This window comes from Hymenobacter miniatus (assembly GCF_016427455.1).
Classification (GTDB): Bacteria; Bacteroidota; Bacteroidia; order Cytophagales; family Hymenobacteraceae; genus Hymenobacter; species Hymenobacter armeniacus.
The window spans coordinates 42,309-67,367 of the sequence record NZ_JAELXR010000007.1; the positions used below are offsets into that span (position 1 = coordinate 42,309).

The window sequence follows — 25,059 nt, forward strand, 5'->3', positions numbered from 1 at the left end:
GAGTAGCCAGTGGCTTGCGCGGGCCTGCCTCGCAAGCAGCCACGCCCTTTTCCGAAATCTTAAGAGCTGGCCATGAAACAACACTTTTACCACGCCTTCATTCCCCTATTTCTAAGTGCCGGGGCCTGGGCCCAACAGCCGGCCGACCGCGCACCCGCGCCTTCGCTGGTTCGGCTGCAGGCCGCCCTTCGCCAGGCGCCAAACCAGACGCTGGGCGCTCAGGTGGAACTCAACCCGCGCCAACCCGCCCAGGCCGCCATCCATTTCGGCGCGCGGGGGCTGCCGGCCGACAACGCGGTGGGCTGGCTGGGCCAGCAGCTGCAGCTGCGAAGCGGCATCGACCAGCTGCGCCCGGCCGGCACCACCGCTGCCGGACCGGGCGTGGCGGTGCAGCGCGTGCAGCAATACTACCGGGGCATCAAGGTGGAGCACGGGTCGGCGCGCATCGTTTCCAGTGGCGGGCAGGTAGCGAGCATGCAGCTGGAGTTTTACGCCGTCGACAACGTGGCCACCGCCGCCCGCCTGGGCGAGCCCGCCGCCCTGCAGCAGGCCATGGCCCACGTGGGCGCCCGCAAGTACGTGTGGCAGGGCTACACGGGCAGCAACCCCGAATTTCAGAAGCCCCGCGGCGAACTGGTCATCGTGGAGGACGTGCTGCACAAGCGGGGCGGCCTGCACCTAGCCTGGAAATTTGACGTGTACGCCGACGAGCCGCTCGCGCGCGACTACGTGTACGTGGACGCCGCCACCGGCGCGGTGCTGTTGCGCGACGCCATCATCAAGCACGTGAACGCCCCCGGGGCGGGCGACTCGCGCTATTCGGGCCGGGTCAACATCACCACCGACAATACCGGCACGAGCTTTCGCCTGCGCGAAACCCGCAACGGGCACAACATCATCACGCTCAACTACCGCCGGCTTACCCGCAGCACGGCCAACGACGCGGGAGCCGTGGAATTTACCGATGCCGACAACAACTGGAGCAGTGCCGAATTCAACAACGCCAACTTCGACAACGCCGCCGTGGACGTGCAGTTTGGCACCGAGTTGGTGAGCGACTACTGGAAAAACATCCACGGGCGCAGCAGTTGGAACAACGCCAACGGCGACATGAAAAGCTTCGTGCACGTGAACCAGAACTACGACAACGCCTTTTGGTCGGGCTCGGCGATGTACTACGGCGACGGCAGCTACCTCACCCTGGCAAACGCCAACGGCTTCCGGCCGCTGACCTCGCTGGACGTGTGCGCCCACGAGCTGGGCCACGGCGTGTGCCAGGCCACGGCCGCGCTGGTGTACGCCCGCGAGTCGGGTGGCCTCAACGAGGGCTTCAGCGACATCTGGGCGGCTTGCGTGGAAAATTATTCCGGCTTGCCGAAAAGCTACTTTCTGATGGGCGAAGAAATCGCCGCGCAGCCGGGCGGCTTCCTGCGCAGCATGCAAGCCCCCAACCTAGCCGGCGACCCCGACACGTACGAAGGCAACTTCTGGCAAAGCACGTCGATAGCGGGCTGCCCTTTCCCCAACTCCACCATCAACGACAATTGCGGCGTGCACTACAACAGCGGCGTGCTGAACAAATGGTTTTTTCTGATAACCCAGGGCGAGTCGGGCGTCAACGACAAGGGCAATGCCTACAGCGTGACGGGCTTGGGCTTCCTGAAATCGCAGGCCATTGCCTACCTGACCGAGCTGAGTCTGACGGCCAACTCCGACTACGCTGCCACCCGCGCGGCCTCCATCAATGCCGCCATCACGCTGTACGGCGCGTGCTCCAACGAAGTGCAGCAGGTCACCAACGCTTGGTTTGGCGTGGGCGTGGGCACTTCTTCGGGGTGCCGGCCCACGGTGGAGTTTGCCCTCGGCCAGAGCGCCGAGTTGGAGGCGGCCACGCTGGGCAGCGGCTGCACCGCCACCCGGACCGTGGCGGTGGACCTGCGGCTGGGAACGGCCTCGACCGCGGCCACAACCATCACGTTCACGCTGAGCGGCACGGCCGCGCAGGGCCAGGACTACACGATTTTGCCGGCCTCGCTCACGTTTGCGGCCGGGCAGTCGGGCACGCAAAGCGTGCTTGTGACGCTGACCGACGACCTGCTGACGGAAAGCACCGAAACCGTCGTGCTGGGCTTCACCGTGAACGCCAACGGCGGCACGGCCACGGCGGGCGTCAACAACCAAACCCATACCCTCTCAATCGTGGACAACGACGCCGTGCCCGCCCCCATCGGCACCACGGCCATTTCAACGGTCACGCTGCTGTCGGAGAACTTCGACGCCGCCGCCGCGCTGCCCACGGGCTGGAGCCAATTGGTGCTGAGCGGCGACCAAGGCACGAACACGTGGGCGGTGGGCGCCAACGGCGGCACCGGCGTGTCCGGCAACGCGGCCTACATTACCAACAACGCCACCACCAAACCCTACGCCTACACCAACACCCGCACCGCCGCGCGCATCCTGGCCGCCCCGACGCTCGACATAACCGACTATACCGACTTGCGGCTGAGCTTTAAATACAAGGTGGAAGGCGAATATTACCTCGTTACGCCGGGTGGCCCGGCGCTGTACGACTACGGCCGCGTGGGCCTCATCATCGGCTCTTCCATCTATTACCTGGGCTCTGACCGCCTCAATCCCTACGCCTATTATGCCAACGGCAGTGCCGTGGTGACCGTGAGCGGGCTGGACCTGAGCGCCCTGCTGGGCACGGCCACCAGCTTCCGGCCGTCTTTCGTCTGGTTCAACGACAACCTGGACGGGGCCGGCGTGCCCCTGCTGATTGACGACGTGGTGGTGACGGGCCGCCGCAAAGGCGCCCAGGTGGCCACGCAGGCGGGCCTGTCCGTTTCGGCGCCCGCCCCGGCCACTCCCGGCGAGATGTTTTTCAAAAACAACGAGTACCAGTTGCTGGCCCGCGTGAGCAACCTCAGCCAGCCCGTGGCGTGCCTGACGGCCAGCGTGGCGCAGGCCGGCACGGGCCAGAGCACCCTGACCACCCCCAAAGGCACGTATTTCCGGGCGCAGAAGGTGATGTTGCTGAGCCCGTCGCCGGCCAATGCCACCGCCACGCACACCACCACGTTCTACTTCACGGCGGCCGAGTTGGCCGGCTTCGCCAACAAAACCACCCTGAAGATTCTGCAGGCCGACAACGGCGTGAGCCTGGCGGGCACCGTGAACTCGGGCGGGGCGCGCATCGTGGCGCCCACGTCCGTCGTCGACAACAGCGCCACCACCGGCGTAATTGCCTACACGGCCACCTTCACGGGCTTTGGGCAGTACACCGTGGTCGACGGCAATACCTCGCTGCCGGTGACGCTGACGCGCTTTGCGGCGGCGCTGCAGGGCTCCGACGGCTTGCTGAGCTGGGAAACGGCGCAGGAGCACAACAACACCGGTTTTCAGGTGGAGCGCAGCCGCAACGGCAAAACCTTTGAGCAGCTGGGCTTTGTGGCGGGCCAGGGCATTTCCTCGCGCAGCGTTGCCTACCAGTTCATCGACCGCAAGCTGGAGCCCAACGTCACGTTCTATTACCGCCTCCGGCAGCTGGACCACGACGGCCAAGCCACTTACAGCCCGGTTGTAAGCCTGCGGGCCACCGGCAAGGCCGGCCCCCTGGCCACCCTGCACCCCACCCCCGCCAAGGACCAGGCGTTCCTGACCTTTGCGGGCAAACCCGGGCAGGTCACGCTCACCCTGTTTGGCCTGGATGGCCGCACCCTCTGGCAGCAGCGCTTGCACAACCCCGGCGAGGCCCCGCAGGCCCTGCCCATTGCCCACCTGCCCGCGGGCGCCTACGTGCTCCAGCTCACCGACGGGACCGTCGTCGAAACGCACCGCCTGCTGAAGGAGTAAGCGAAACCGCCTGATGCCAAAAAGCCCCGCACCACTTCTGGTGCGGGGCTTTTTGCTGCATATGAAAGCGGCCCTTTGACCGTTTGAGCAGCATTAAGCCGGCGTGATGGCTTCGATTTCGGGGGCCGTGAGCTCGTCGAAATGCCGGATGATGCGGTCGGCGTGGTGCAGGTCTTGCCCGGCCGAGTGCTCGCTGGCGTAGCCGATGCAGTAGATGCCGGCCGCCTTGGCCGCCGTCACGCCGTTGGCCGAGTCTTCAATGACGATGCACTCGCCGACGGGCGTGTGGGCCAGCTCGGCGGCGCGCAGAAAGATGGCCGGGTCGGGCTTGGAGCGTTCGAAATCCTCGCCGCTGATGCGGTGGGTGAAATAATCGGCCAACCCGAACCGGTCGAATACCCGCGCAATGGTGGCCTTGGAGGCCGAGGAAGCCACCACCAGCTGCACGTCGTGCCGCCGCAGGTCTTCGATGAGGGTGCGCACGCCGGGCAGCAGGTCGAGGTCGGCATCGTGGTCGAAGGTGGCGTTGAACAGCTCGCGCTTGCGCATGACCATGGTTTCCACAGCGGGCGCCAGCTGGTATTTGTGCTTGAGCAGCTCAAACACGTTGCGGGTCGATTTGCCCAGGAACGTGGCGTACTCGGCATCGGAAACCGGAATGCCCAGCTCGGCAAATAAGGAGAAAAAGGCGTGGTGGTGAATGGGCTCGGTGTCGATGATGACGCCGTCCATGTCGAAGATTACCGTACGAATCATGTGGGCGGAGGCCGAAGATGGTGGCCGGCAAAGGTACCGGCTGGCTTGCGGGTAAGGCTGCCCAACCTAATTGGAAGGGCGTAAACTTTTTTCAAATAAACAATGTATAAACATTAAATGTATGTACATTTGTCATATCCATCACATCTGACTTTACCCCCTTCTTATGGCTCGCACCGTCCTTCACCTCGCCAATACCCGCGGCCACGCTAACCACGGCTGGCTCAACTCTTATCATACTTTTAGTTTCGCCGGCTACAACAACCCCAGCCGCGTGCACTTCGGCGCCCTGCGCGTGCTGAACGACGACACCGTGGCCGGCGGCATGGGCTTCGGCAAGCACCCGCACGACAACATGGAAATCATCTCCATACCGCTCTCCGGCGATTTGGAGCACCAGGATTCGATGGGCAACAAAACGGTCATCCGCCAGCACGACGTGCAGGTGATGAGCGCCGGCACCGGCGTGGCCCACTCCGAAAAAAACCACAACGCCAACCAGGAAGTGAAATTCCTGCAAATCTGGGTGTTCCCGAACGAGCGCGGCATCAAGCCCAACTACGGCCAGCAGACGTTTGCCCCGGAAGCCCGCCACAACCAGCTGCTGCAGGTGGTGTCGCCGGTGGGCGACGGGGACAACCCCCACATCCACCAGGATGCCTGGTTCCACCTCGGCAATCTGGACCAAGGCTTTAAGGCCGACTACGCCGTGAAAAAAGCCGGCAACGGCGTGTACGCCTTTGTATTGGAAGGCGATGTGACCATCAACGGCCAGGCCCTGCACCGCCGCGACGGCTTCGGCATCTGGGAAACCGACAAGCTGGAAATCAGCGCCGACAGCAACGCCGAACTGCTGCTGATGGAAGTGCCGATGGAGTTTTAATTGTGCTGGTGGGCGCCTCACCCCCCGGCCCCCTCTCCCCGGAGAGAGGGGTAGTCAGTCAAATATTTCACCATCTTCTTTGATATAAATCACTAAGTAAACGAGGCAGCCGTACCACCTCGGCTCCCCCTCTCCCCCGGGAGAGGGTGCCGGGGGGAGGCGCCCACCAAACCATGAAACCCGCTCCCACCACTTACCCCGTTCACGACCTCATCCGCAGCCGCTGGAGCCCGCGCTCCTTTGCGGCCCAGCCGGTGGCGCAGGAAACCCTGAATCAGGTTTTTGAAGCCGCTTCCTGGGCCTTCAGCGCCATGAACGCGCAGCCCTGGCAATACATCTACGCCCACAAGGCCGATACCGAAGCCTTCCAAAAAATCCTGGACACGCTGATGCCCGGCAACCAGCCTTGGGCCCAAAACGCCGCCGTGCTCATCATTGCCCTCGCCAAAACGCAGTACGACAACGGCCAACCCAACGGCGCCGCCCTGCACGACCTGGGCGCCGCCAACGCCACCCTGTTCCTGGAGGCCACCGCCCTGGGCCTGCATGGCCACGTGATGGGCGGCTTCGACCGCGAAAAGGCCCGCCGCGACTTCCACCTGCCCGAGGGCCTGGAACCGGCCGTGGTCATTGGCCTGGGCTACCTGGGCGCGGCCGAGCAACTGGAGGAGCCTTTCCTGAGCCGCGAAAAAGCCGCCCGCAGCCGCAAGCCGGTGGCCGAGTTTGCCTTTCGGAACGAGCTGCCTGAGGCCGTGGTGGCCGTGTAGCGCCAACCGGACGGCCCACAACCGGCACCATCCTACCAGTATGAAGCCGCAACCAAAAAGCCTTTCCGCCACGGCAGAAAGGCTTTTTGGTTAGCAGGCATAGCTCTATTACTCGCCCAGCTCGCGGTATTTGGGCATTTCCTCCGGTTCGGAAAGCAGGCCGGAGGCCAGCAGCGTAGCCCCAATGGCCAGGAAGGTGTTGCGGGCCTTCTGATTCCTGGAAAACCCGAGCAGCCAAGGGGCGCTGAGGCTGGTGAGGGCGGTTACCACGTCGAGGGTGAGATGAGTCTTGAAGGGCACGGTTTTTATCAGGCCCCACTCGGCGCGGGTGCAGGCGGTGAGGGCCAGGATGCCGCTGCCCAGCACGTAGCTCAGCACCGAGGGCGTTTTGGAGTGGCTGAAGCCGATGAGGGCGGGCGCCGCCGCCACGAGCGGCGCGGCCGAATAATCGAGGATGCCATGAAGCTGGCGGGAAATGGGCTTGCTCATAAACTGGGGTGGAAAGGAAGGTGATGCGGTGAAAAGCTAACGGCCGCCTATTGCCAAAGGATATGGCCCAGCTTTCTTTCCAAAGCGCGCCGCCACCTGCCCCAACCGTCCACTAACGGCCAAAAAAGTGGCCAAAGCGCCCGGCGCGGGCAACCCGGTTGGAGGCGACAGGGTATATTTGAACGCCCCCGCACGGCACCTTGCCGCGCCATTCCCCTCCCGCTTATGGCCATCCAACACCTTGTGGTACTCACCGGTGCCGGCGTCTCGGCCGAGTCCGGCATCCGCACGTTTCGCGACACCAACGGCCTTTGGGAAGAGCACCGCGTCGAGGACGTAGCCTCGCCCGAGGGCTTTGCCCGCAACCCCTCGCTGGTGCTGGAGTTCTACAACCAGCGCCGCGCCCAGGCCCGCACCGTGCAGCCCAACGCCGCCCACCTGGCGCTGGCCGGCTTCGAAGAAGTGCCCGGCTGGCGCGTCAGCATCATCACCCAAAACGTGGACGACCTGCACGAGCGCGCCGGCTCCAGCCACGTGCTGCACCTGCACGGCATGCTGAACCAGATGCGCTCGGTGGCCAACGACACGGCCGTGTACGACTGCCCCGGCGACATCCGGCTGGGCGACCTGGCGCCCGACGGCCAGCAGCTGCGGCCGCACATTGTGTGGTTTGGCGAGATGGTGCCGGCCATTGAGGAAGCCGCCGAAATCGTGGGCACGGCCGATGTGCTGCTCGTGGTGGGCACGTCGCTGCAAGTGTATCCGGCGGCCGGCCTGCTGCACTATGCCCCTGCCAGCTGCCCGGTTTTCGTCATCGACCCGCACCAGCCCGAGGCCGGCCGCCGCGGCGTGCGCTACGTGGCCGAGCCCGCCAGCACGGGCGTGCCCCGCGTGCTGCGCGAACTCACGGCCTGAAGCCGGGGCCGGCTTTCATTCTAAGCTCATTTTCCTCTTTTTTTCTTCGCCCTATGTACAGAATTGTCACCAAATACACCCTCGTTGGTTTCCGAGACGAAACCGACCCCGTCAACCATACCCATCACATGGCATTGAAGCCCCTGCCCGGCGTGCCGCATGACTTTGACACCGAACAGGCCGCTCTCGATTGGGCCCTCAACAACCACGAAGACATGCGCCGCTACCGCGAGTTCGTGGTGCTGCCCGTGCATCACATGGTTCTGACCTGGCGGCCCGAGGAAGATGCCCCGGTGGTCTAAACACCCTTTTTGGCGCGAGTTCTGGCCCAAAGCCCTCATCATTGGGGCCCTCATTGCAGCGCTGTGGCTGCTTGAGCACTACGGCCTGATTCATCGCTGGTAACTATCGGTATGCGTCGGGCCTGCCGGCTCCGGTCGGCGGGCCCGAGGTTCTTATTTTTTTCTGATGGCATCCGCTTTTGGCCACGTCGCCCTGGGCGCCACCCTCGGCAAGCTCCTGCTCCCCCACCGCCGCCACTGGCCCTACTGGGTGGCCGCCGCCCTATGCGCCGCCCTGCCCGATGTCGACTCGGTGGGCTACCGCCTCGGCGTGCCCTACGACAGCCTCTGGGGCCACCGCGGCCTTACGCATTCGCTGCTGGCAGCGGCCGTGGTGGCGGCCGTGGGCACGCTGCTGGGGCAGTTGGCACGGCCCGGCCGGCGGCCCGCGCCCGGGCGGCTGGCGCTGCTGCTGTTTCTGGCCACGGCCTCGCACGGCCTGCTCGATGCCCTGACGACGGGCGGCCTGGGCGTGGCGTTCTTCAGTCCCTGGCATCCGGAGCGGCACTTTTTCCCTTTCCGGCCCATTCGGGTTTCGCCCATCAGCATCCGGGCTTTTCTGGGATTGAAAGGCTTGCGGGTGCTGGCCAGCGAAGCCCGCTGGGTAGGGCTGCCGTGCCTGCTACTCCTGCTGCTGCAGCGCCTGGCCCGGCCGCGCCGCCTGGCTCCCGCAGAAAACTAGCTGCCCACCAGCAGGCGCGCATACTTTGCCCCGCGTTTTGCGTATTCCGGTGCATACTCATTCTTTATGCGCCAACTATTTCTCTCCGCGCTGGCCGCGCTCGGGCTTGCCACGGGCACGGCTTCTGCCCAAACTGCGCCGCCGGCGCACACCGTTTTCCTGCTGGGAAACACTGCTCAGAAGGACCTGCCGCCCGCCCGCCTCCAGCAATTGCGCCGCGCGCTGGAGCAGCAAACCGGGCCTTTCACGGTGGTTCACCTCGGCGACATCGTGGGCAATACCGGCCTGGTTTCTAAAGGTGATACCGCCCTTGCCCAAGCCGAGCGCACCCGCGCCGACGCCCTCATTGCCCTCGTCAAAGGTCTGCCGCAGGGCAAAATCTACTTTCTGCCCGGCGACAAGGACTGGGCCAACTCCGGCCCCGACGGCCTCAAGGCCGTGCGCCGGCTGGAGAAATACATTGAAAAGCAGCTGCCCGGCCAAAATGCCTTCGTGCCCACCAACGGCTGCCCCGGCCCCGAAGTGGTGGACGTGGCCCCGCTCGTGCGCCTGGTGGCCCTCAACACGCCCTGGTTCACGCACCCCTTCGACCGCCCCGAAGCGCCCGACACCGATTGCAAAACCCTCACGAAGGAGGAGTTCCGGGAGCAATTGCAGGACCTAATCGACGGCACCAAGAACAAGAACGTACTGCTGCTGGGCCACCACCCCGTGGTGACCAACGGCGTGTACGGCGGCCACGAGCCGCTGTCGCGCCACCTCAGTCCGCCCGTGCTGGGCACGGTGTACGCCGCTTATCGCCAAAACGTGGGCTCGCCCCGCGACCTGGCCTACCCCGGATACCAGGACCTGCGCAAGGAACTGCTGAATACCCTGCAAAGCAACCCCGGCGTGGTGTACGCCGCCGCCCACGACTACAGCCTGCAGGTGACGCCCTTCCAAGGCAACTACCACATTGTGAGCGGCAGCGTGGTGGAGAGCGAGCACGTGGGCGCCAAAGGACAGTCGCTGTACAGCAAAAGCGAGGAAGGCTACACCACCCTCGAGTACTTCGCCGATGGTATCGTGAAAACGCACGTGTTTACCTTTGGCAGCAACGACCAGCCGGCCAAAGACGCGTATACCGCTACCCTGTTTCGGTCGGCCTGCGCTGGTGGCGCAGCTTCGCAGGCGCCGCAAAACCCTTTTATCACCGACTGCCCCGGCACGGCCAAAACCGTGGCGGAGGCCAAGGCCGACGCGCCGTTCCAGGCCAGCACCACCGTGGTGCCCGGCCCGGAATACAAGCCCACCGCCAGTCGCAATTTTTTCATTGGCAAAATCTACCGCTCGTCGTGGCTGCAACCCGTGACGGTGCCCACCCTGGACCTGGGCACGGAGAAAGGCGGCCTGCGCCCCACCGGCAAAGGCGGTGGCCGCCAAACCACCTCGCTCAAGCTCATTGCCGCCGACAGCTCGGAGTACGTTTTCCGGTCCGTCGACAAAGACGTGACCCGCATCTTGCCGCCGGAGCTGCGCAACTCGGTGGCGGCCGATGTGCTGCGCGACATCACCGCCACGGCCAACCCCTACTCCAACCTACCCATTGGATACATGCTGGACCAGACGGACATTCTGCACGCCCGGCCCCGCCTGTTCCGCCTGCCCGACAACCAGCAGCTCGGCCCCTACCGCGAGCAGTACGCCGGCCTGCTCGGCACCCTCGAAGACTCGCCCAAAGACCCCAAGCCCAACCTACCCGGCTTCGGCAATTCGGATGAGGTGACGCGCAGCTTCGGCCTCTTCCGCAAGCTATACAAAGACCACGACAACCGGGTCGACGCGCCGCAGCTGGCCCGCGCCCGCGCCTTCGACATGCTGGTGGCCGACTTCGGCAAGCACGAAGACAACTGGAAGTGGGCCGGCTACAAGCAGGCCAACGGCGGCGTGCTCTACCGCCCCATTCCGCGCGACCGGGACCAAAGCTTCACCCTCTGGAACGGCCTGCTCACCTACCTCGCCAACCGCGAGTGGGCCGTGCCCAGCATCGAGAATTTTGGCGAGGACTTCGACGACCTCAAGAGCCTCAACTGGCCCGCCCGGCACCTCGACCGCTACCTGCTGCAAAGCCTCAGCCGCGAGCAGTGGCAGGAGGCCGCCACCTACCTGCAGGGCAAGCTGACGCCGGCTGTGATTGACCAGGCCACGGCTAAATTTCCCGCTGAAATTCAGAGCCTATCCGGCAATGACATCAACCGCAAGTTGAAGCTTCGAATTCAGAAATTACCGAAGGCCATTGACGAGTATTACCTGCTGCTGGCCAAGCGCGTCGACGTCGTGGGCTCGAACAAGGGCGAGGTATTTCAGGTAAACCGCCAGCCCGATGGGCAGGTGCGCGTGCAGATGTTTGACCGGGCCGGCGACACCGACAACGCCCAGGGTGCGGCCCTGTTCGACCGCACCTTCAAGCCCGCCGAAACCGAGGAAGTTTGCCTCTACGGCCTGGGCGGCAAAGACGTGTTCACCGTGACCGGCGACGGCGGCCGGCACAGCATTCTGGTGCGCGTGATTGGCGGCGACGGCAAGGACAAGATTGCCGACGACTCTCGCGCGGCCGGCCTGCGCACCCTCACCAAAGTGTACGACGTGCCCGACACCGAACTCAAGCTAGGCTCGGAATCGGACAACCGCACCAGCCCCCGCGTGGGCGTGAATGCCTACGACCGGGAACAGTTTGAGTACAACACCTACCGCCCCAGCATCGGGCTCGGCTACAACCGCAACGACGGCTTCACGGCCAGCGCCGGGGTCACGTTCATCACCCAGGGCTTCCGCAAGCCGGGGTTCAAAAACCAGTATTCCATCCTGGGCGAAGTGAGCACGGGCGGGCAGCGGCAGCTCACGCTCAGCACGCGCCACCGCTACGCCATCGGCAAGATTGACGCGGGGGCCACGGCCAGCTACGGCAATTACTTCCCCTTCTACAACTTCTTTGGGCTGGGCAACAACACGGCGTTTAGCCAGGACCTGTACGACAACAACTTCTACCGCGCCCGCTACCGCGGCGTCACCCTCAACGGCTTCCTGGAGCGCGTGTTTCTGCAGCGCAGTGTGCTGCGGGTGGGCCCCACCTTCGAGTACTACGTCACCGATTTTGCTGCCAACAGCTACCTCGGCGTGCTGAACCAGACGCCGGGCAGCTCCGACATTCGCCCCAATTCGAGCACCCAGCGCCTGCTGGGCGTCAACGCCGTGTTCGACCTCGACCTGCGCGACCGGCAGTCGTTTGCCCGGCGCGGGGTGCGCCTGCGCGCCCAGCACGACACGTACCGCCAGCTGTCCGGCAACGAAACAACCTTCGGCCTCACCCAAGGCTTTGCCGAATATTACGGCACGGCCATAATCGGCATTCCGGTGACGCTGGTGGTGAAGGGCGGCGGCGCCAAAAACTACGGCCCCGACGCCGACATCCCCTTCTACAAATTCGCTTCGCTGGGCCTGCGCGAGGGCCTGCGCGGCTACTACCGCAACCGCTTCAGCGGCGACGCCAGCCTCTATTACAACACCGAGCTGCGCCTGGCGCTGGGCCAGGTCAAAAACGGCTTCCTGCCGTTTTACTACGGCGTGTTTGGCTTCTACGACCAGGGCAAGGTGTATTACCAGGGCGCCTCGCCCGGCGGCCTGCACACGGGCTACGGCGGCGGCGTCTACATCGCGCCAGTGGTCGAAACCCTGGCCTTTGCCATTTCCTACCAGATTTCCGAAGAGGTGAGCCTGCTGCAGTTTGGCCTGGGTTTCCGCATCGACAAGTAGAACCGGCCCTGATTCGGCCAACACCAAGCCCTCCGCGTACCTTTGCCTTTTCGATTAACCTGATTCTCCTGCATGCATTTTCCCCTGCGTAAGCTCGCCGCCATCGACATTGGGTCCAACGCCGTTCGGTGTCAGATTTCGGCGGTGCTGCACTACGAAGGGCGCTATCGCCTCAAGCGCGTCGAGTACGTGCGCTTTCCCATGCGCCTGGGCGAAGACGTCTTCGCCACCGGCCACATTTCAAAGCCCAAGGAAGACCAGTTCGTCAAGTTCCTGCACTCGCTGCGCCTGCTGATGGAAGTGCACGACGTGGCCCACTACCTGGTGTGCGCCACCTCGGCCATGCGCTCGGCCGCTAATGGCGCCGCCATCGTGGCCCGCGTGCGCGAGGAGCTCGGCATGGAAATCAAGGTCATCGACGGCCAGGACGAGGCCTTCTACATCAACCGCGTCATCGAGCACGTGCTGGAAGACAAGCGCCATTACCTGCACATCGACGTGGGCGGCGGCAGCACCGAGTTCAACATCTACCACGACCGCCGCAAGGTGGCCGCCCAGTCGTTCGAAATCGGCTCCATCCGCCGCATGCAGGAAGAGGAAAGCGGCCAGCACACCGCCGGCCAGGCCGAGCTCTGGGCCCGCATGGAAGAATGGGTGCGCCACAACGCCCGTCAGTATCACGTGACGCGCGCCATCGGCACGGGCGGCAACATCAACAAGCTCTACAGCCTCACCTCTGCTGCTCCCAACAAGGCCGTGACGCGCCGCAGCCTCGAAACCACGCTGGCCCGCCTGGCCAATCTGAGCATGGACGAGCGCGTGAACGTGGCCATGCTCAACCCCGACCGCGCCGACGTCATCGTGCCCGCCGGCCACATCTACCTCTCGGCCATGCAGTGGGCCAACGTCAGCAGCATGGTGGTGCCCGACATCGGCCTCAAAGACGGCATGCTCCAGGCCCTCTTCGAAGACTTTTTCGACGAGATGAACCCCGAAGCCGGCCACCCCGCCAAGCTCCCGGTGCCTGACCTGCAAAACATGCCCGCGGAGTTGGAATAACGCCCTGCTCTGGCGCGGCACGGCCCGAGTCATCATGTACTAAAACCGGTTTTTACGACAAAAGCCCCGACGCTGCATAGGCAGCGCCGGGGCTTTTGCGTAATACGCAGATGGCCGTTAGGCGTTCACTGCACCGGCGCTCACGCCCTCTTCGTCGGCGTGGCCCACGGGCGTGGCATCGTCTTCACAGGCCTCGTCGTGCTCGCCTTCGCCAAAGGCATCGTCGGTGCCGGCTTCGAGGGCTTCGGCGGCCAGGGCGGCGGTCTGCTCGGCTTCCCGCTGCGCGGTGGCCACGTCGAGGCGGCGCTGCGCCTGCACTTCGAGCAGGGCCAACATGCCTTCTGGGGTAGCCGTCGACAACAGGGCTTCGTCGCGTTTGAAGAAGTCGCGGTGCACGTTCACCACCGGTTCGCCCGGGGCGGGCTGCTGCCGGATGTACGCGCCATCTTCACGCATGACATAGCTGTTCTGGTTATCCATCATATTCAGCATGAGAATATTAATGGCCTCGCGCTTAAGCTGCGGATTAACAATCAGAAACAGTGCTTCGATGCGGCGGTCGAAGCTGCGCACCATGATGTCGGCCGAGCCGGCGTACACCTTGGCGTCGCCCCCGTTGTGGAAATAAAACAGGCGGGTGTGCTCCAAATACTCGCCCACGATGCTGCGCACTTCGATGTTGTCGCTCAGGCCGGGCCGCCCCGGGCGCAGGCAGCAGATGCCCCGCACCACAAACCGAATGGGTACGCCCGCCTTGGCGGCGCGGTAAAACTCGTCGATGAGTTCTTTGTCCTCAAGCGAGTTCATCTTCATCACGATGCCGCTGGGCAGTCCCTTCTTGGCCTGCTTCACTTCCTCCCGAATGAGGTGAATGAGCTGCTGGCGCATGTCCTTGGGCGCCGTGATGAGGTACTCGTAGTCATCGGGCTGCGAGTGGCCCGTGATAACGTTGAAGAATTCCGACACGTCGTGCCCGTAGGTGTCGTTGGTGGTGAGCAGGCTCACGTCGGTGTAGAGGCGGGCGGTCTGCTCGTTGTAGTTGCCCGAGCCGATGTGCACGTAGCGCGTCACCTTCTCCCCTTCCTTGCGGATAATCATGAGGAGCTTGGTGTGCGTCTTGTACTTGCTCACGCCGTAAATCACGAAGCAGCCGGCCTTCTCCAGCCGGGCGCCTTCACGGATGTTTTTCTCCTCGTCGAAGCGGGCTTTCACCTCAAACAGCACCGACACGTGCTTGCCGTTTTCGGCCGCTTTCAGCAGGGCGGCGCTCACGCGGGAGTCGTCGGCCAGGCGGTAGATGGTTTGCTTGATGCCCAGCACGTGCGGGTCCACGGCCGCCTGCTCGAGCAAGCGCACCATGGGCTCGATGCTGTTGTAGGGGTGGTGCAGCAGCACATCGTGCGTTTTGAGGTACTCGAAGAGGTTTTCCTCGGCGCCTTCGGGCAGGCTGAGGGGCTGCACCGGCGCGGGCATCTTGGCCGTTTTGCCCCGAAAGTTCGGGTGGCGCACTATCTGCCACAGGCCTTTCAGGTCAATCAGCGAATTGATGACGAAGACGTTGCCGTTGTCGATGTTCCACCGCTCGCGCAGCACCTGCATGAGCACCGGCGAGGCATTGGGCTCCACTTCCACGCGCACCACGCGGCCGCGCTTGCGGGTTTTGAGGCCCACCTGAATTTCCTTGATGAAGTCGTTGTCGATGTCGTCCGACTCTTCCAGCGTGAAGTCGCCGTTGCGGGTGATGCGAAACAGGTTGGCCGATACAATCTCGACGTTGCGGAACAGGCGCGGCAGAAACTCGCGCACCACTTCCTCGATGGGCACAAAAATGACTTTGTCTTTGCGCGTGAGCTCGAAGAAGCGCGTCAGGTTCTGCGGAATCTGCACGAAGGTGAGGCGTTCCTGCCCTTTCTCGGCCTCGCCGTCGAGGCCCACCGCAATGCCGTTGCCGATGCGCGTCACCACACCGAAGATGAGCATCTGGTTCATCATCAGCGGGAAGCCGTGGTACGAGTCGTACACCATCGGCGTGAGCAACGGAAACACGGTGTTTTTGAAGTAGCCGTCGGCCTTCTTCACTTCCAGCTCCGTGAGGTCGGCCATCTTGAGGATGTTGAAGCCGTGCTTTTCAAAGTTGGGCTTGAGCTCGTTGAGGTAGGTCAGGCTCTGGTCGTTCACGAAGCGGTGCGCGAAGTCCAGCAGCTTGCGCCGAAACGGGAGCTCCCGCAGGCCCGAGTAGTCAATCCGCTCCTTGCCGTAGTCGAGGTAGTTGTAGAGCGAGCCCACGCGAATCATGAAAAATTCGTCGAGGTTCGAGCTGGTGATGGCCAGAAACTTGAGCTTATCAAACAAGCCGCGGCTGGCATCCTGCACTTGGTCGAGTACGCGGTAATTAAAGCGCAGCCAGCTGAGGTCGCGGCTGATGTACTTGCTTTTGCGGATAAGGTCGGCGGACTTAAATAGTTTCATGGACCACGGATTGGACAGATGTTAACGGCTTAAACGGATTTTTAGGCTTGCACGCCACCGCCAACGGACAAATTAACGCCAGGCAATGTATCAATCCCGCACGAATTGGGCCTTAACCAGCGGCCGGCCCCAAATAAAGCCGAAACCGCGTGCCCTCGCCCAGCGTGCTCGCTACCTCGATGTGGCCGCCCTGCGCCTGCACCAGCCGGTTGACCAGGAACAGGCCCACCCCCGTGCCGGCCGACGCCTGCGGGTGAAAGCGCCGGAACAACTGGAATAGCTCTGCCCCGTGCCGCTCCATGTCGATGCCCAAGCCGTTGTCGCGCACGTCCAGCACCGGCTGGCCGGCTTCGTAGCCGGTGCGCACCTCCACCTGCGCCGGGCGCTCGGGATGCCGGTATTTCAAGGCGTTGCTTAGCAGGTTGAGCAAGATGGTGCGCAGGCTGCTCCGCTCAAACTGCAAGGACGGCAGCGCATCAAAATCGGTGCGGACAACACCCTGCGCCGCCGTCACTTGGGGCTGGAGCAGCGTGAGCACCTCGTTGGCAAGGTCGGCCAGCACCACCTTTTCGGCGGGTTGGCCGCCCGTGAGGCGTTCGGCTTGCACCACGGCCGAGAGGTCGTGAATGGTTTTGCTCAGTTCCTGCAGCGAGGAATCGACCAGCCGCAGCACGGTGGCCGCTTCCGCGTCGCGAAACGTGGCCGCCCCGCGCAATTCCTCGAACAGGCCCCGCAGGTTGTCGACGGGCTGCTTGAGGTCGTGCGAGGCCGCATACACGAAGTTGTCCAAATCGAGGTTGGCGCGGGCCAAGTCGGTGTTGGCGGCCGTGAGCTGCGCGTTTTTGAGGGTGATTTCGTGGCGCGTTTCCGTCAGGGCATCCAGCGAGTCGCGCAGCTGTTGGTTCACGGCGTGCAGCTCCTCGTGGTAGCGGGCCACGTACTGCCGCCATTCGTTTTTCTCGATGGCGTGCAGCACCGTCTTAGCCAGCAGTTCCTGGTCGAATTGTCGCTTCACCAGATAGTCAAGGGCCCCGCCGTTGAGGGCGCGCACGGCCAATTCCTCGCTGCCGCCGCCGGTCACCATCACCACGCACAGGCTTTCGGGCGGCGTCAGGGCTTTCAGGTCGGCCAGAATGTCGAGGCCATCGGCATCGGGCAGGTTGTAGTCGAGCAACACGCAGTCGGGCCGGTAAGCCAAAAACTGCGTCCGGGCTTCTTCGCTCGTGGTGGCTTCCTCAAAACTGATGCTTTCGAACCCCAGGTGCCGGCCCAGAAATCGCCGGTACATGGCGCGGTCTTGCTCGTTGTCGTCAACGAGTAAAATCTTTTTCATGCCCGTCTTTCCTACAATGCCTTCGGCAACTCTGCGGTTTCCAGCCAGTACTGAATGGCGTGCCGGACCTTTTCTTCCAGCGCGGCGTACTCAATGGGCTTGGTCAGGTAGCTGTTGGCCCCCATTTGGTAGCAGTCCGAAATGTCGCCGGCGCTGGTGGAGGTGCTGAACACAATGACCGGAATGGACAGCAGCTTGGGGTCGCGCTTCATGATTTCGAGCACGGCGCGTCCGTCGGTGCCGGGCATGTTCAGGTCGAGCAGCACGAAGGCGGGCAGGGTTTGGGGCCAGCCCGCCGCCTTGCCGTAGCCCTGCAGGTAGTCCAGGGCTTGGTCGCCGTCTTCGCAGCGCAACACCGGGTTTTGCAGCGCGTGTTTCCGAAACACCCGGCTCAGGGCCATGAAGTCTTCGGCGCTGTCTTCCACAACGAGGATGGGTTTGAGTGGCGATAAAAGCACGAGTACCGGCTATTTAGGTATGGTAAAGTAAAAAGTGGCCCCTTGGCCGGGTTGCGAATCAACCCACAAGGCGCCGCCGTGTTTTTCAACCATCTTTTTGGCAATGGCCAGACCAGCGCCGGTGCCCCCTCCGTATTTCTCGGGAGTATGCAGACGCTTAAACAGTTTGAAAATATTGGTCTGGTGGCGCGGGTCGATGCCGATGCCGTTGTCTTGTACGTAAAACACGTAAAACTTGCCACGGTTTATGTCCGGAAAAGTGTCAACGGCGGCCTCCCCCATGCGAATGACCTTTTCCGGCAGGTCGTTGTACTTCATGGCGTTCGAAAACAGGTTGCTAATCACCTCCTGCAGCCGAATCCGGTCGCCCAAGACGGTGGGCAGCCGGTCGCGCACCACCAGCTGGGTGTGCGTTTCCTCAAAGCGCAGCTGCAGCAGGTCGCGCACCTCGTCCAGCACCTCGTTGAGGTCAACGCTTTCCAGTTCCAGCTCGGCGCGGCCCACGCGCGAAAGTTGCAGCAACGACTCAATCAGGGACTCCATGCGCTGGCTCAGGCGCACCAGGGTGCGGAGGCGGTGCACGCCTTCCTCGTCGAGCTGGTCGGCGTAGTCTTCGAGCAGAAACAGCGAGTAGTTGTGAATGCCGCGCAAGGGCTCTTTCAAATCGTGCGAGGCCACGTACGCAAACGAGTCGAGGTCGTCGTTGCTGCGGGCCAGCTCGGCGTTGAGGCGGGTGAGGCTTCGGGCCCGGGCCTGCAACTCGTTAAACACTTTGAGGCGAATGTCGGAAATGCGCAGCCGGATTTCCTTGGCGGCTTCCAGCTCCACGGGGCGCCACGGGGCCGAAGTGTTTTCCACCAGCTGCTTCCAAGCCTCAAAGGACTGGCGGGGCGAGAGGAAAATCTGGCCGTCGGCCAGAGCCTGCGGCTTTTCGTTCTGGCCGGCCCAGGTCACGGTCCGCACCTGCTCGGGCCGAAACCACAGCAGGTAATTGCCGGGCGCATCGGCCAGTGAAGCCGCGATGATGCCGCTGGCCGTGGACCGAATCTCCAGCCCCGCCGGGTTGAGGGCGGCGTAAGAAGTCGTCGAAAACACGTCCTCTGCCACGTGCGCCTGCAACCAAGCCAGCAGCTCCCGAATTTGCTCAGGCGCGGGCGTAGCGCCCAAGGTGGTGATTTCGTCGTTGAAGCACACCGCGGCCCCACCGCAGTCAAACACGTCCTGGAGCGTGGGAAAATGCTGGCACAGGCCGTCCACAAAACGGGTTTGGCCCGACACCGTGACGTGTTCAAACAGTTCGCTCTGCCGCTCGGTGATGCGCAACTGGTACTCTGTGTCGTCGAGTTGCTCTTTGCTGCTGAGCAGGGCCGAAAACGTTTTGCCGATGAACTGGCACAGGTCGCGCAGCTCGTAGCTTATCAGCCGGGGGCTGAGGTGGTGGCAGGTCACCATGCCCCAGAGCTTGCCGTTCTGAATGAGCGAAATGGTCATGGTGGCCGCCGACCCCATGTTGCGCAGGTACTCCAGGTGGATGGGCGACACGCTGCGGAGCACGGCGTACGTCATGTCGGGCGGGCGGCCCGTCACGGGGTTGCGCACCGGCACCAGCGGCACGGGCGCATACCCGGCGTCGGGAATGAAGCGCAGCCAGTTTTTGAGGTACATAGCCCGCGCCTGCTGCGGAATGTCGGAGGCAGGGTAATGAATGCCCAGCCAGGGGGCGAGGTCGTCGCGCTTGGCTTCGGCAATGACTTCGCCGCTCTCATCGGCCGCGAAGCGGTAGATGGCCACCCGGTCGAAGCCCGTGATGGCGCGCACTTGGTCCACGGTGTGCTGGCAAAACTCCAGCACCGTGCTCGCGGCCAGCATCTGGCCCATGGCCGCGTTCAGAAAGGGCAGGTCGGGCGGCGAGGCCTCGGGCTGGTCCACGGGCTCAAACTCCAGCCACAGCACCCCGTCGTAGCGGTGCAGGATGATTTTGAAGTAGGGCCGCCCGGCCACGGGGTCGAGCCGGACGCCCAGCAGCTGGGGCGCGGCGCCAAGCGTGTCGAACAACGCTTCCACTTTGGCCCGCTGGTCGGGGGCCAGCGCTTGGGAGAGGTCGGCCCCAATCAAGCTTTCGGCCGACTGGCCGAGGTAGGTTTCGGTGTTGGCGCTGGCCTGCACGATGCGCCGGGTGTACTCGTCGAGGCAGAGCAGGCAGCCGTAGGGCTGAATGGCGCCGGGGATGTGAATCGGCTCGCGGTCGCAGTTGGTCAGGGTGATGGGGGTGCCGAGCAGGCGCTCGTCGGAATAGCTCACGGTTGGTTTATCCACGCAGCAAGGTGTTGAAAAGTAAGCGCGGCCGAGGCCACAATGTCATCGGCCGTAGCCGGCGTAGCGGCCACGGTCAATAGCTGGCCAAACGTCTTCCACAGGCGTCCGGTTCGCTCGCCATAGCCCGAAAAATACCGCCGCAGCGGGATGCCCGCCCGTTCCAGTTGCCGGGCAATCACCTGCCCGCCCAGCGTCGAGCCTTCCATCACGTAGAGGGCTCCCAGCAGCTGGGGCACGGTGCGCAGCGGCGGCATGGCCGGGCACAGCGGCAGGCCGGGGTCGGCGGCCGGCCGGCCCAAATCTTCCAGAATTAAATGGGCACGGTAGCGCTGTGGCAATTCCCAGGCGGGTCCCAATTCCGCGGCGTGCGCTCGCAGGGCAGCTTCGTAGGGCTGCAAAAACCCATACATCCGCTCCAGAAACTGCGCCGTACCGGTGGGCGTGGGGGCGCCCGCCCGCAGGGCTTCGTTGAAAGCCCCCGCTTCCAGCGCGTCGTGGTACGGGCGGGTTTCGGCGCGCAGGCGGGCAAGAATGGTGGGCACGACCGGGGTTTCGGGGGTGCTTGGCACTGTGGACATCAATAGCGGACTAGCGTAAAGCAATTGGGAACATATCGTCACCAAAATTAGGCACGAGCTTGTTGCCGCTCTTTCTTGGGCGGGCCACAACTGGCCAAGGGCCGCGCCGCGACTTACTCCGAAACGATGGCCGTGGCCTCAATTTCCACCAACAACTCTTGCCTAATCAGGGCTTTCACTTCGAGCATGGAGGAAGCCGGACGAATCTCGCCAAACACTTCGCCGTGGGCGCGGCCCGCGGCTTCCCACTGCGAGATGTCGGTCAGGAAGATGCGGGTACGCACCACGTCGGCAAAAGAGGCTCCGGCTGCCGCCAGCGCTTCGCCAATTTTTTCCAGCGCACGCTTGGTTTGCGCATACACATCGGGACCGCCCGTAACCGCGTCGCCGTCCTGCGCAGTGGTGCCGGCCACTTCCACCACGTTGCCCACGCGCACGGCGCGGGAGTAGCCCACCAGCGGCTCCCAGGGAGCTCCCGAAGAAATAAGTTGTCGCATGGTTGTAACGAACTGCTATTAAACAAGAAAGGCCCGCTTTGCAGCGGGCCTCTCCACGTAAGATGGGCTATACGTCCAGCTTGGCGTACTTGGAATTGCGTTCGATGAAATCGCGGCGCGGCGCCACTTCGTCGCCCATCAGCATCGAGAACAGGTGGTCGGCCTCCGCGGCCGATTCTACCGTTACCTGCTTCAAGGTGCGGGTCATGGGCTGCATGGTGGTGGTCCAGAGCTGCTCGGCGTTCATTTCGCCCAGGCCTTTGTAGCGCTGCACGTTCACCGTTTCGGGCTTGCCGCGGCCGAGGTCTTCCTGCGCTTGGCTGCGCTCCTCTTCGGTCCAGCAGTAGCGCTCTTCTTTGCCGCGCTTCACGAGGTAGAGCGGCGGCAGGGCGATGTAGATGTAGCCGCGGTCCACCAGCTCGCGCATGTAGCGGAAGAAGAAGGTCAGAATCAGCGTGCGGATGTGCGAACCGTCGATGTCGGCGTCGGTCATGATGATGACCTTGTGGTAGCGCAGCTTGTCGAAGTTCAGCGGGCCGGTTTCGTTGCCGGCGTCGTCGGTGCCAAACGCCAGCGACTTCCGCTCGTTGAAGCTCACGCCCAGCGCGGTAATCATGTTCTTGATTTCCTCGTTTTCCAGAATGCGGTGCTCCTGCGCTTTCTCCACGTTCAGGATTTTGCCGCGCAGCGGCAGAATGGCCTGGAACGCGCGGTTGCGTCCCTGTTTGGCGGTGCCACCGGCCGAGTCACCCTCTACCAGGTACAGCTCGCAGATTTCGGGGTCCGACTCCGAGCAGTCGGCCAGTTTGCCCGGCAGGCTGTTTGAGGAGAGCACGCCCTTGCGCTGCACCATGTCCTTGGCCTTGCGGGCGGCAATGCGGGCCTTGGCGGCCAGAATCACCTTCTCCATGATTTTGTTGGCCTGGTTGGGGTTCTCGTCCAGGTACTGCGTCAGGATTTCGCCCACCACCGAGTTCACGGCGCCGCTCACTTCGGAGTTGCCGAGCTTGGTTTTGGTCTGGCCTTCAAACTGCGGCTCGGCCACTTTCACCGAAATCACGGCCGTGAGGCCCTCGCGGAAGTCGTCGCCGGTGATTTCCACCTTGGCTTTCTCAAACAGCTTGTTTTTGTCGCCGTAGTTTTTCAGCACCCGCGTCACCGCCGAACGGAAACCGCCCACGTGCGTGCCCCCTTCGATGGTGTTGATGTTGTTGACGTAGGAATAGACGTTTTCCTGGTACGAGGTGTTGTACTGCAGGGCCACTTCCACGGGCGTGCCTCCCTTTTCGCTTTCCACGTAAATGGGTTCGGCGAGCAGCGACGGCCGTTGCTCACCGTCGAGGTACTGCACAAAGTCGCGCAGGCCACCGGTCGAGTAAAACTCTTCGTAGCGGAACTCGCCACCCTCCACTTTCTCGCGGCGGTCGGTGAGCGTGATGCGGATGCCCTTGTTCAGGTACGACAAGTCGCGCAGGCGCGAGGCAATGGTGTCGTAGCGGTACTCGGTTTCGGAGAAGATGGTCGGGTCGGGCAGGAACTGTACTTCGGTGCCGTGCTCGTCGGTGTCGCCAATCTGCTTCACGTCGTACTGCGGGAAGCCAATCTTGTATTCCTGCTGATACACGTGGCCTTTGGAGCGGACGGTCACTTTCAAATCCGTGCTAAGCGCGTTCACGCAGCTCACGCCCACGCCGTGCAGGCCCCCCGACACTTTGTAGGAGCCTTTGTCGAACTTGCCGCCGGCGTGCAGCACGGTGAGCACCACCTCCAGGGCCGACTTGCCTTCCTTGGCGTGGTAGCCCACCGGGATGCCGCGGCCGTTGTCGCGCACGGTGATGGAGTTGTTTTCGTTGATGGTGACGTTAATCAGGTCGCAGTGCCCGGCGAGGGCTTCGTCAATGGAGTTGTCGACCACCTCCCACACCAAGTGGTGCAGGCCCTTCAGGCCGGTGTCGCCGATGTACATGCTGGGCCGCTTGCGCACGGCCTCCAAACCTTCGAGTACTTGAATGCTGTCAGCCGTGTATTCCGGCTGAACGATTTTTTCGGTTGTTTCGCTCATGAGGGCGGGATTAAATCAGGTCGTAAAACCGTCCAACGGGCGGCTAGGTACTGAACACTCAAAAGTACATATTTAATCCCATTTTCAGGAATTTTCGCGGTTTTACTCCCCGGATTTTTTCATTTCGCACCAGGCCAAACGATGCCGCTAGAGTCCAGCCCCGCAGGCACAAAAAAAGGCCCCTCCCGGCATGGGAGAAGCCTTTTGCCAAAGGCAAAAAATTGCCTTTAGTTGATAACCACTTTCTGCGTGGCAATGCCAGCGTCGGTGCGGAACTGCAACGTGTACACGCCAGCTTTTTCGTTGCTCAGGTCAACGTTGAAAGCCTTCGAGCCCACCGCGGTGGGGTTCACGGTTTGCGACTTCACTTGGCGGCCCATGGCGTCCACCACGGTCAGCTGAGCGCTGCCTTTCAGCGTCGAGCCCAGGTCCACGTTGAACACGCCGGTATTGCTGGGGTTGGGGAACACCGTCAGGGCGTTTTGCAGGGCAGCGTCGCGGGTGGCAGAGTTGAGGATGGTGCCTTTGTAAAGGCCACCCGAGCCAGCAGCGTCGGTGGCAGCGCCAGCGTAGCCTTGCGCAACAGCGGTGCCCGTGCCAGGAATCAAATCCACGGCAAAGAAGCCCTGGCTGTTGTTCAGATTAATCCAGTTGATGCCGTCGGTGCTGTACGACGAGCCGAAGTCGGCGGCCACGGCGGGCGAGGAAGCGGGGAAGCGCTGGCCCACGCTGTAGTAGCGGCCGTTCACGGCGTCAATGTCGTAGCGGAAGAAGCTGCCCGTGGCGTTGTTCACCGGAGTGATGGTCTGCCAGGTGGCGCCACCGTCGCTGGTGCGAATCACGTTCACGGCGGTTACGTCGGAACCGGTAACTTTCACGTTGTAAGCGATGCCGTTGTTGGCGTCTTTAAACGCGATTTTGGAGATGGTTTCGGTGAGGGGCGTCGGCGCGCTCTTGGTCCAGGTTATGCCGCGGTCCGTCGACTTGTAAACGTACTCCTGGTCGTTGGTACCCAGCGAAGCGCCGCCAAACCAGATGGTGTTGCCCAGCGCGAAGTACGAACGCACCAGCGCGGCTTCGCCGGTAAAGGGCGTCAGCACGGCGGTTTGGGGGATGCGGTTCCAGGTAGCACCGCCGTCGATGGTGCGGTAGATTTCAAAGTAGCCGCCCACGGGGTCGCCCACGGCCACGCCCACGCTGGCGTCGAACATGTGCACAAAGTCGAGGAAGCCGCCGTTGGCTTGCGGAAACTGCGCGTTGGTGGAGGTGCGGGTCCAGCTCAAGCCACCATTAGTGGTGCGCAGGATGTCGCCGCCACCGGTCGAGCCGTATTTGCCCACCACTGCGGTAGTAGCCGATACGCCCGAAATGTTGGCCGACTCATACGAAGCATTGGCGCCCACTGCGGTAATAGCATCGAAGTCAAACTGGTCGCCCGCAGCGTTGTTGGTGCGGAAGAAAAAGTTAGCGACGCCCGAAGTCGAGTTTTCCTCGGCCGTGGCCCACGCCACAGTGGGCGAAACGGTGCTCACGTGAACAACACGGTAGCCCGGCGCGAAGGCGCCGGAGTTTACGGTGTTCACCTGCACCCACGGGCCCAAGTTGGGAGTTGTCTGGGCGTGCGCGCCAACGGCGGCACCGAGCAAACCCAGAGAAAGTAAGAATTTCTTCATGGTTAAAAGTTATTTAAGGGGTGGCGAAAAGAGAGGAAATGAAAAAGAACCCGTGCAATTACGACGGCTGCTCAGGTGAAGGCAGCCGCGTTTGCGGGCCAAGATAAGCATATTGACCCATTCTCACAGTGGCA

18 protein-coding genes are annotated in these 25,059 nt (G+C 63.1%); 8 read left to right on the forward strand and 10 right to left on the reverse strand.

The window, feature by feature from the left end; all coding sequences use genetic code 11:
- Window positions 1-72: 72 nt before the first annotated feature.
- A complete protein-coding gene (locus JAO73_RS12385; protein WP_198977345.1) occupies window positions 73-3,855 on the forward strand; it encodes a M4 family metallopeptidase in 3,783 nt (1,260 codons plus the stop codon).
- 93 nt (window positions 3,856-3,948) lie between these two features.
- Here the strand turns inward: JAO73_RS12385 and JAO73_RS12390 are convergent, their stop codons facing one another.
- Window positions 3,949-4,611, reverse strand: coding sequence for an HAD family hydrolase (locus tag JAO73_RS12390; RefSeq protein WP_233169185.1), 663 nt, complete (start codon window positions 4,609-4,611; stop codon window positions 3,949-3,951).
- 166 nt (window positions 4,612-4,777) lie between these two features.
- Here JAO73_RS12390 and JAO73_RS12395 point away from each other — a divergent pair, with 166 nt between their 5' ends.
- Window positions 4,778-5,494 (forward strand): pirin family protein, encoded by a 717-nt coding sequence (locus JAO73_RS12395; RefSeq protein ID WP_198977346.1) that lies wholly within the window; start codon window positions 4,778-4,780, stop codon window positions 5,492-5,494.
- A 173-nt stretch (window positions 5,495-5,667) separates the two neighbouring features.
- The gene (locus JAO73_RS12400) at window positions 5,668-6,261 is read left to right on the forward strand and encodes a nitroreductase family protein (RefSeq protein WP_198977347.1); all 594 of its coding nucleotides are present in this window, start codon (window positions 5,668-5,670) and stop codon (window positions 6,259-6,261) included.
- Between the two features lie 108 nt (window positions 6,262-6,369).
- On the opposite strand, the gene JAO73_RS12405 is transcribed toward JAO73_RS12400, so the two are convergent.
- A complete protein-coding gene (locus JAO73_RS12405; RefSeq protein ID WP_198977348.1) occupies window positions 6,370-6,750 on the reverse strand; it encodes an SPW repeat domain-containing protein in 381 nt (126 codons plus the stop codon).
- A 225-nt stretch (window positions 6,751-6,975) separates the two neighbouring features.
- Here JAO73_RS12405 and JAO73_RS12410 point away from each other — a divergent pair, with 225 nt between their 5' ends.
- The 5 genes from JAO73_RS12410 (at window position 6,976) to JAO73_RS12430 (ending at window position 13,539) form a co-directional block, all read left to right on the forward strand.
- A complete protein-coding gene (locus JAO73_RS12410; RefSeq protein WP_198977349.1) occupies window positions 6,976-7,665 on the forward strand; it encodes an SIR2 family NAD-dependent protein deacylase in 690 nt (229 codons plus the stop codon).
- Window positions 7,666-7,718: 53 nt separating this feature from the next.
- Entirely contained in the window at window positions 7,719-7,967 is a 249-nt protein-coding gene (locus JAO73_RS12415; protein WP_198977350.1) for a hypothetical protein, read from the forward strand.
- A 166-nt stretch (window positions 7,968-8,133) separates the two neighbouring features.
- On the forward strand, window positions 8,134-8,688 hold the full coding sequence (locus tag JAO73_RS12420) for a metal-dependent hydrolase (protein WP_198977351.1): 555 nt from the start codon (window positions 8,134-8,136) through the stop codon (window positions 8,686-8,688).
- Window positions 8,689-8,754: 66 nt separating this feature from the next.
- Complete coding sequence (locus JAO73_RS12425) at window positions 8,755-12,480, forward strand: BamA/TamA family outer membrane protein (protein WP_198977352.1); 3,726 nt, start codon at window positions 8,755-8,757, stop codon at window positions 12,478-12,480.
- Window positions 12,481-12,552: 72 nt separating this feature from the next.
- The gene (locus JAO73_RS12430) at window positions 12,553-13,539 is read left to right on the forward strand and encodes a Ppx/GppA phosphatase family protein (protein ID WP_198977353.1); all 987 of its coding nucleotides are present in this window, start codon (window positions 12,553-12,555) and stop codon (window positions 13,537-13,539) included.
- 117 nt (window positions 13,540-13,656) lie between these two features.
- Here JAO73_RS12430 and ppk1 read toward each other — a convergent pair whose 3' ends face one another.
- The 8 genes from ppk1 to JAO73_RS12470 form a co-directional block, all read right to left on the reverse strand.
- Window positions 13,657-16,008: a polyphosphate kinase 1 gene (ppk1, locus tag JAO73_RS12435; protein ID WP_233169186.1), complete on the reverse strand. Its 2,352-nt coding sequence runs from the start codon at window positions 16,006-16,008 to the stop codon at window positions 13,657-13,659.
- A gap of 112 nt (window positions 16,009-16,120) precedes the next feature.
- Window positions 16,121-17,341 (reverse strand): sensor histidine kinase, encoded by a 1,221-nt coding sequence (locus tag JAO73_RS12440; protein WP_198977354.1) that lies wholly within the window; start codon window positions 17,339-17,341, stop codon window positions 16,121-16,123.
- A gap of 11 nt (window positions 17,342-17,352) precedes the next feature.
- Window positions 17,353-17,799 carry a response regulator gene (locus tag JAO73_RS12445; protein WP_198977355.1) on the reverse strand — a complete coding sequence of 149 codons (447 nt, stop codon included), beginning with the start codon at window positions 17,797-17,799 and terminating at the stop codon, window positions 17,353-17,355.
- A 9-nt stretch (window positions 17,800-17,808) separates the two neighbouring features.
- Window positions 17,809-20,115 carry an ATP-binding protein gene (locus JAO73_RS12450; RefSeq protein WP_198977356.1) on the reverse strand — a complete coding sequence of 769 codons (2,307 nt, stop codon included), beginning with the start codon at window positions 20,113-20,115 and terminating at the stop codon, window positions 17,809-17,811.
- Window positions 20,097-20,693, reverse strand: coding sequence for a biliverdin-producing heme oxygenase (locus JAO73_RS12455; protein WP_198977357.1), 597 nt, complete (start codon window positions 20,691-20,693; stop codon window positions 20,097-20,099). Before JAO73_RS12455 ends, JAO73_RS12450 begins: the two co-directional genes overlap by 19 nt.
- 113 nt (window positions 20,694-20,806) lie before the next feature.
- Complete coding sequence (locus JAO73_RS12460; protein ID WP_198977358.1) at window positions 20,807-21,190, reverse strand: RidA family protein; 384 nt, start codon at window positions 21,188-21,190, stop codon at window positions 20,807-20,809.
- Between the two features lie 67 nt (window positions 21,191-21,257).
- Window positions 21,258-23,252: a DNA topoisomerase (ATP-hydrolyzing) subunit B gene (gyrB, locus tag JAO73_RS12465; RefSeq protein WP_198977359.1), complete on the reverse strand. Its 1,995-nt coding sequence runs from the start codon at window positions 23,250-23,252 to the stop codon at window positions 21,258-21,260.
- A 227-nt stretch (window positions 23,253-23,479) separates the two neighbouring features.
- Window positions 23,480-24,925 carry a T9SS type A sorting domain-containing protein gene (locus JAO73_RS12470; protein ID WP_198977360.1) on the reverse strand — a complete coding sequence of 482 codons (1,446 nt, stop codon included), beginning with the start codon at window positions 24,923-24,925 and terminating at the stop codon, window positions 23,480-23,482.
- Window positions 24,926-25,059: the final 134 nt, after the last annotated feature.

What these genes read in the sequence shown, in the direction of transcription:
- JAO73_RS12415 (WP_198977350.1), top strand. Translation starts at nt 7,719, where the DNA reads ATGTACAGAATTGTCACCAAATACACCCTCGTTGGTTTCCGAGACGAA.
- JAO73_RS12455 (WP_198977357.1), bottom strand. Translation starts at nt 20,693, where the DNA reads ATGTCCACAGTGCCAAGCACCCCCGAAACCCCGGTCGTGCCCACCATT.
- JAO73_RS12440 (WP_198977354.1), bottom strand. Translation starts at nt 17,341, where the DNA reads ATGAAAAAGATTTTACTCGTTGACGACAACGAGCAAGACCGCGCCATG.
- JAO73_RS12400 (WP_198977347.1), top strand. Translation starts at nt 5,668, where the DNA reads ATGAAACCCGCTCCCACCACTTACCCCGTTCACGACCTCATCCGCAGC.
- JAO73_RS12470 (WP_198977360.1), bottom strand. Translation starts at nt 24,925, where the DNA reads ATGAAGAAATTCTTACTTTCTCTGGGTTTGCTCGGTGCCGCCGTTGGC.
- ppk1 (WP_233169186.1), bottom strand. Translation starts at nt 16,008, where the DNA reads ATGAAACTATTTAAGTCCGCCGACCTTATCCGCAAAAGCAAGTACATC.
- JAO73_RS12395 (WP_198977346.1), top strand. Translation starts at nt 4,778, where the DNA reads ATGGCTCGCACCGTCCTTCACCTCGCCAATACCCGCGGCCACGCTAAC.
- JAO73_RS12425 (WP_198977352.1), top strand. Translation starts at nt 8,755, where the DNA reads ATGCGCCAACTATTTCTCTCCGCGCTGGCCGCGCTCGGGCTTGCCACG.
- JAO73_RS12460 (WP_198977358.1), bottom strand. Translation starts at nt 21,190, where the DNA reads ATGCGACAACTTATTTCTTCGGGAGCTCCCTGGGAGCCGCTGGTGGGC.
- JAO73_RS12410 (WP_198977349.1), top strand. Translation starts at nt 6,976, where the DNA reads ATGGCCATCCAACACCTTGTGGTACTCACCGGTGCCGGCGTCTCGGCC.
- JAO73_RS12430 (WP_198977353.1), top strand. Translation starts at nt 12,553, where the DNA reads ATGCATTTTCCCCTGCGTAAGCTCGCCGCCATCGACATTGGGTCCAAC.
- JAO73_RS12385 (WP_198977345.1), top strand. Translation starts at nt 73, where the DNA reads ATGAAACAACACTTTTACCACGCCTTCATTCCCCTATTTCTAAGTGCC.
- JAO73_RS12420 (WP_198977351.1), top strand. Translation starts at nt 8,134, where the DNA reads ATGGCATCCGCTTTTGGCCACGTCGCCCTGGGCGCCACCCTCGGCAAG.
- JAO73_RS12390 (WP_233169185.1), bottom strand. Translation starts at nt 4,611, where the DNA reads ATGATTCGTACGGTAATCTTCGACATGGACGGCGTCATCATCGACACC.
- gyrB (WP_198977359.1), bottom strand. Translation starts at nt 23,252, where the DNA reads ATGAGCGAAACAACCGAAAAAATCGTTCAGCCGGAATACACGGCTGAC.
- JAO73_RS12405 (WP_198977348.1), bottom strand. Translation starts at nt 6,750, where the DNA reads ATGAGCAAGCCCATTTCCCGCCAGCTTCATGGCATCCTCGATTATTCG.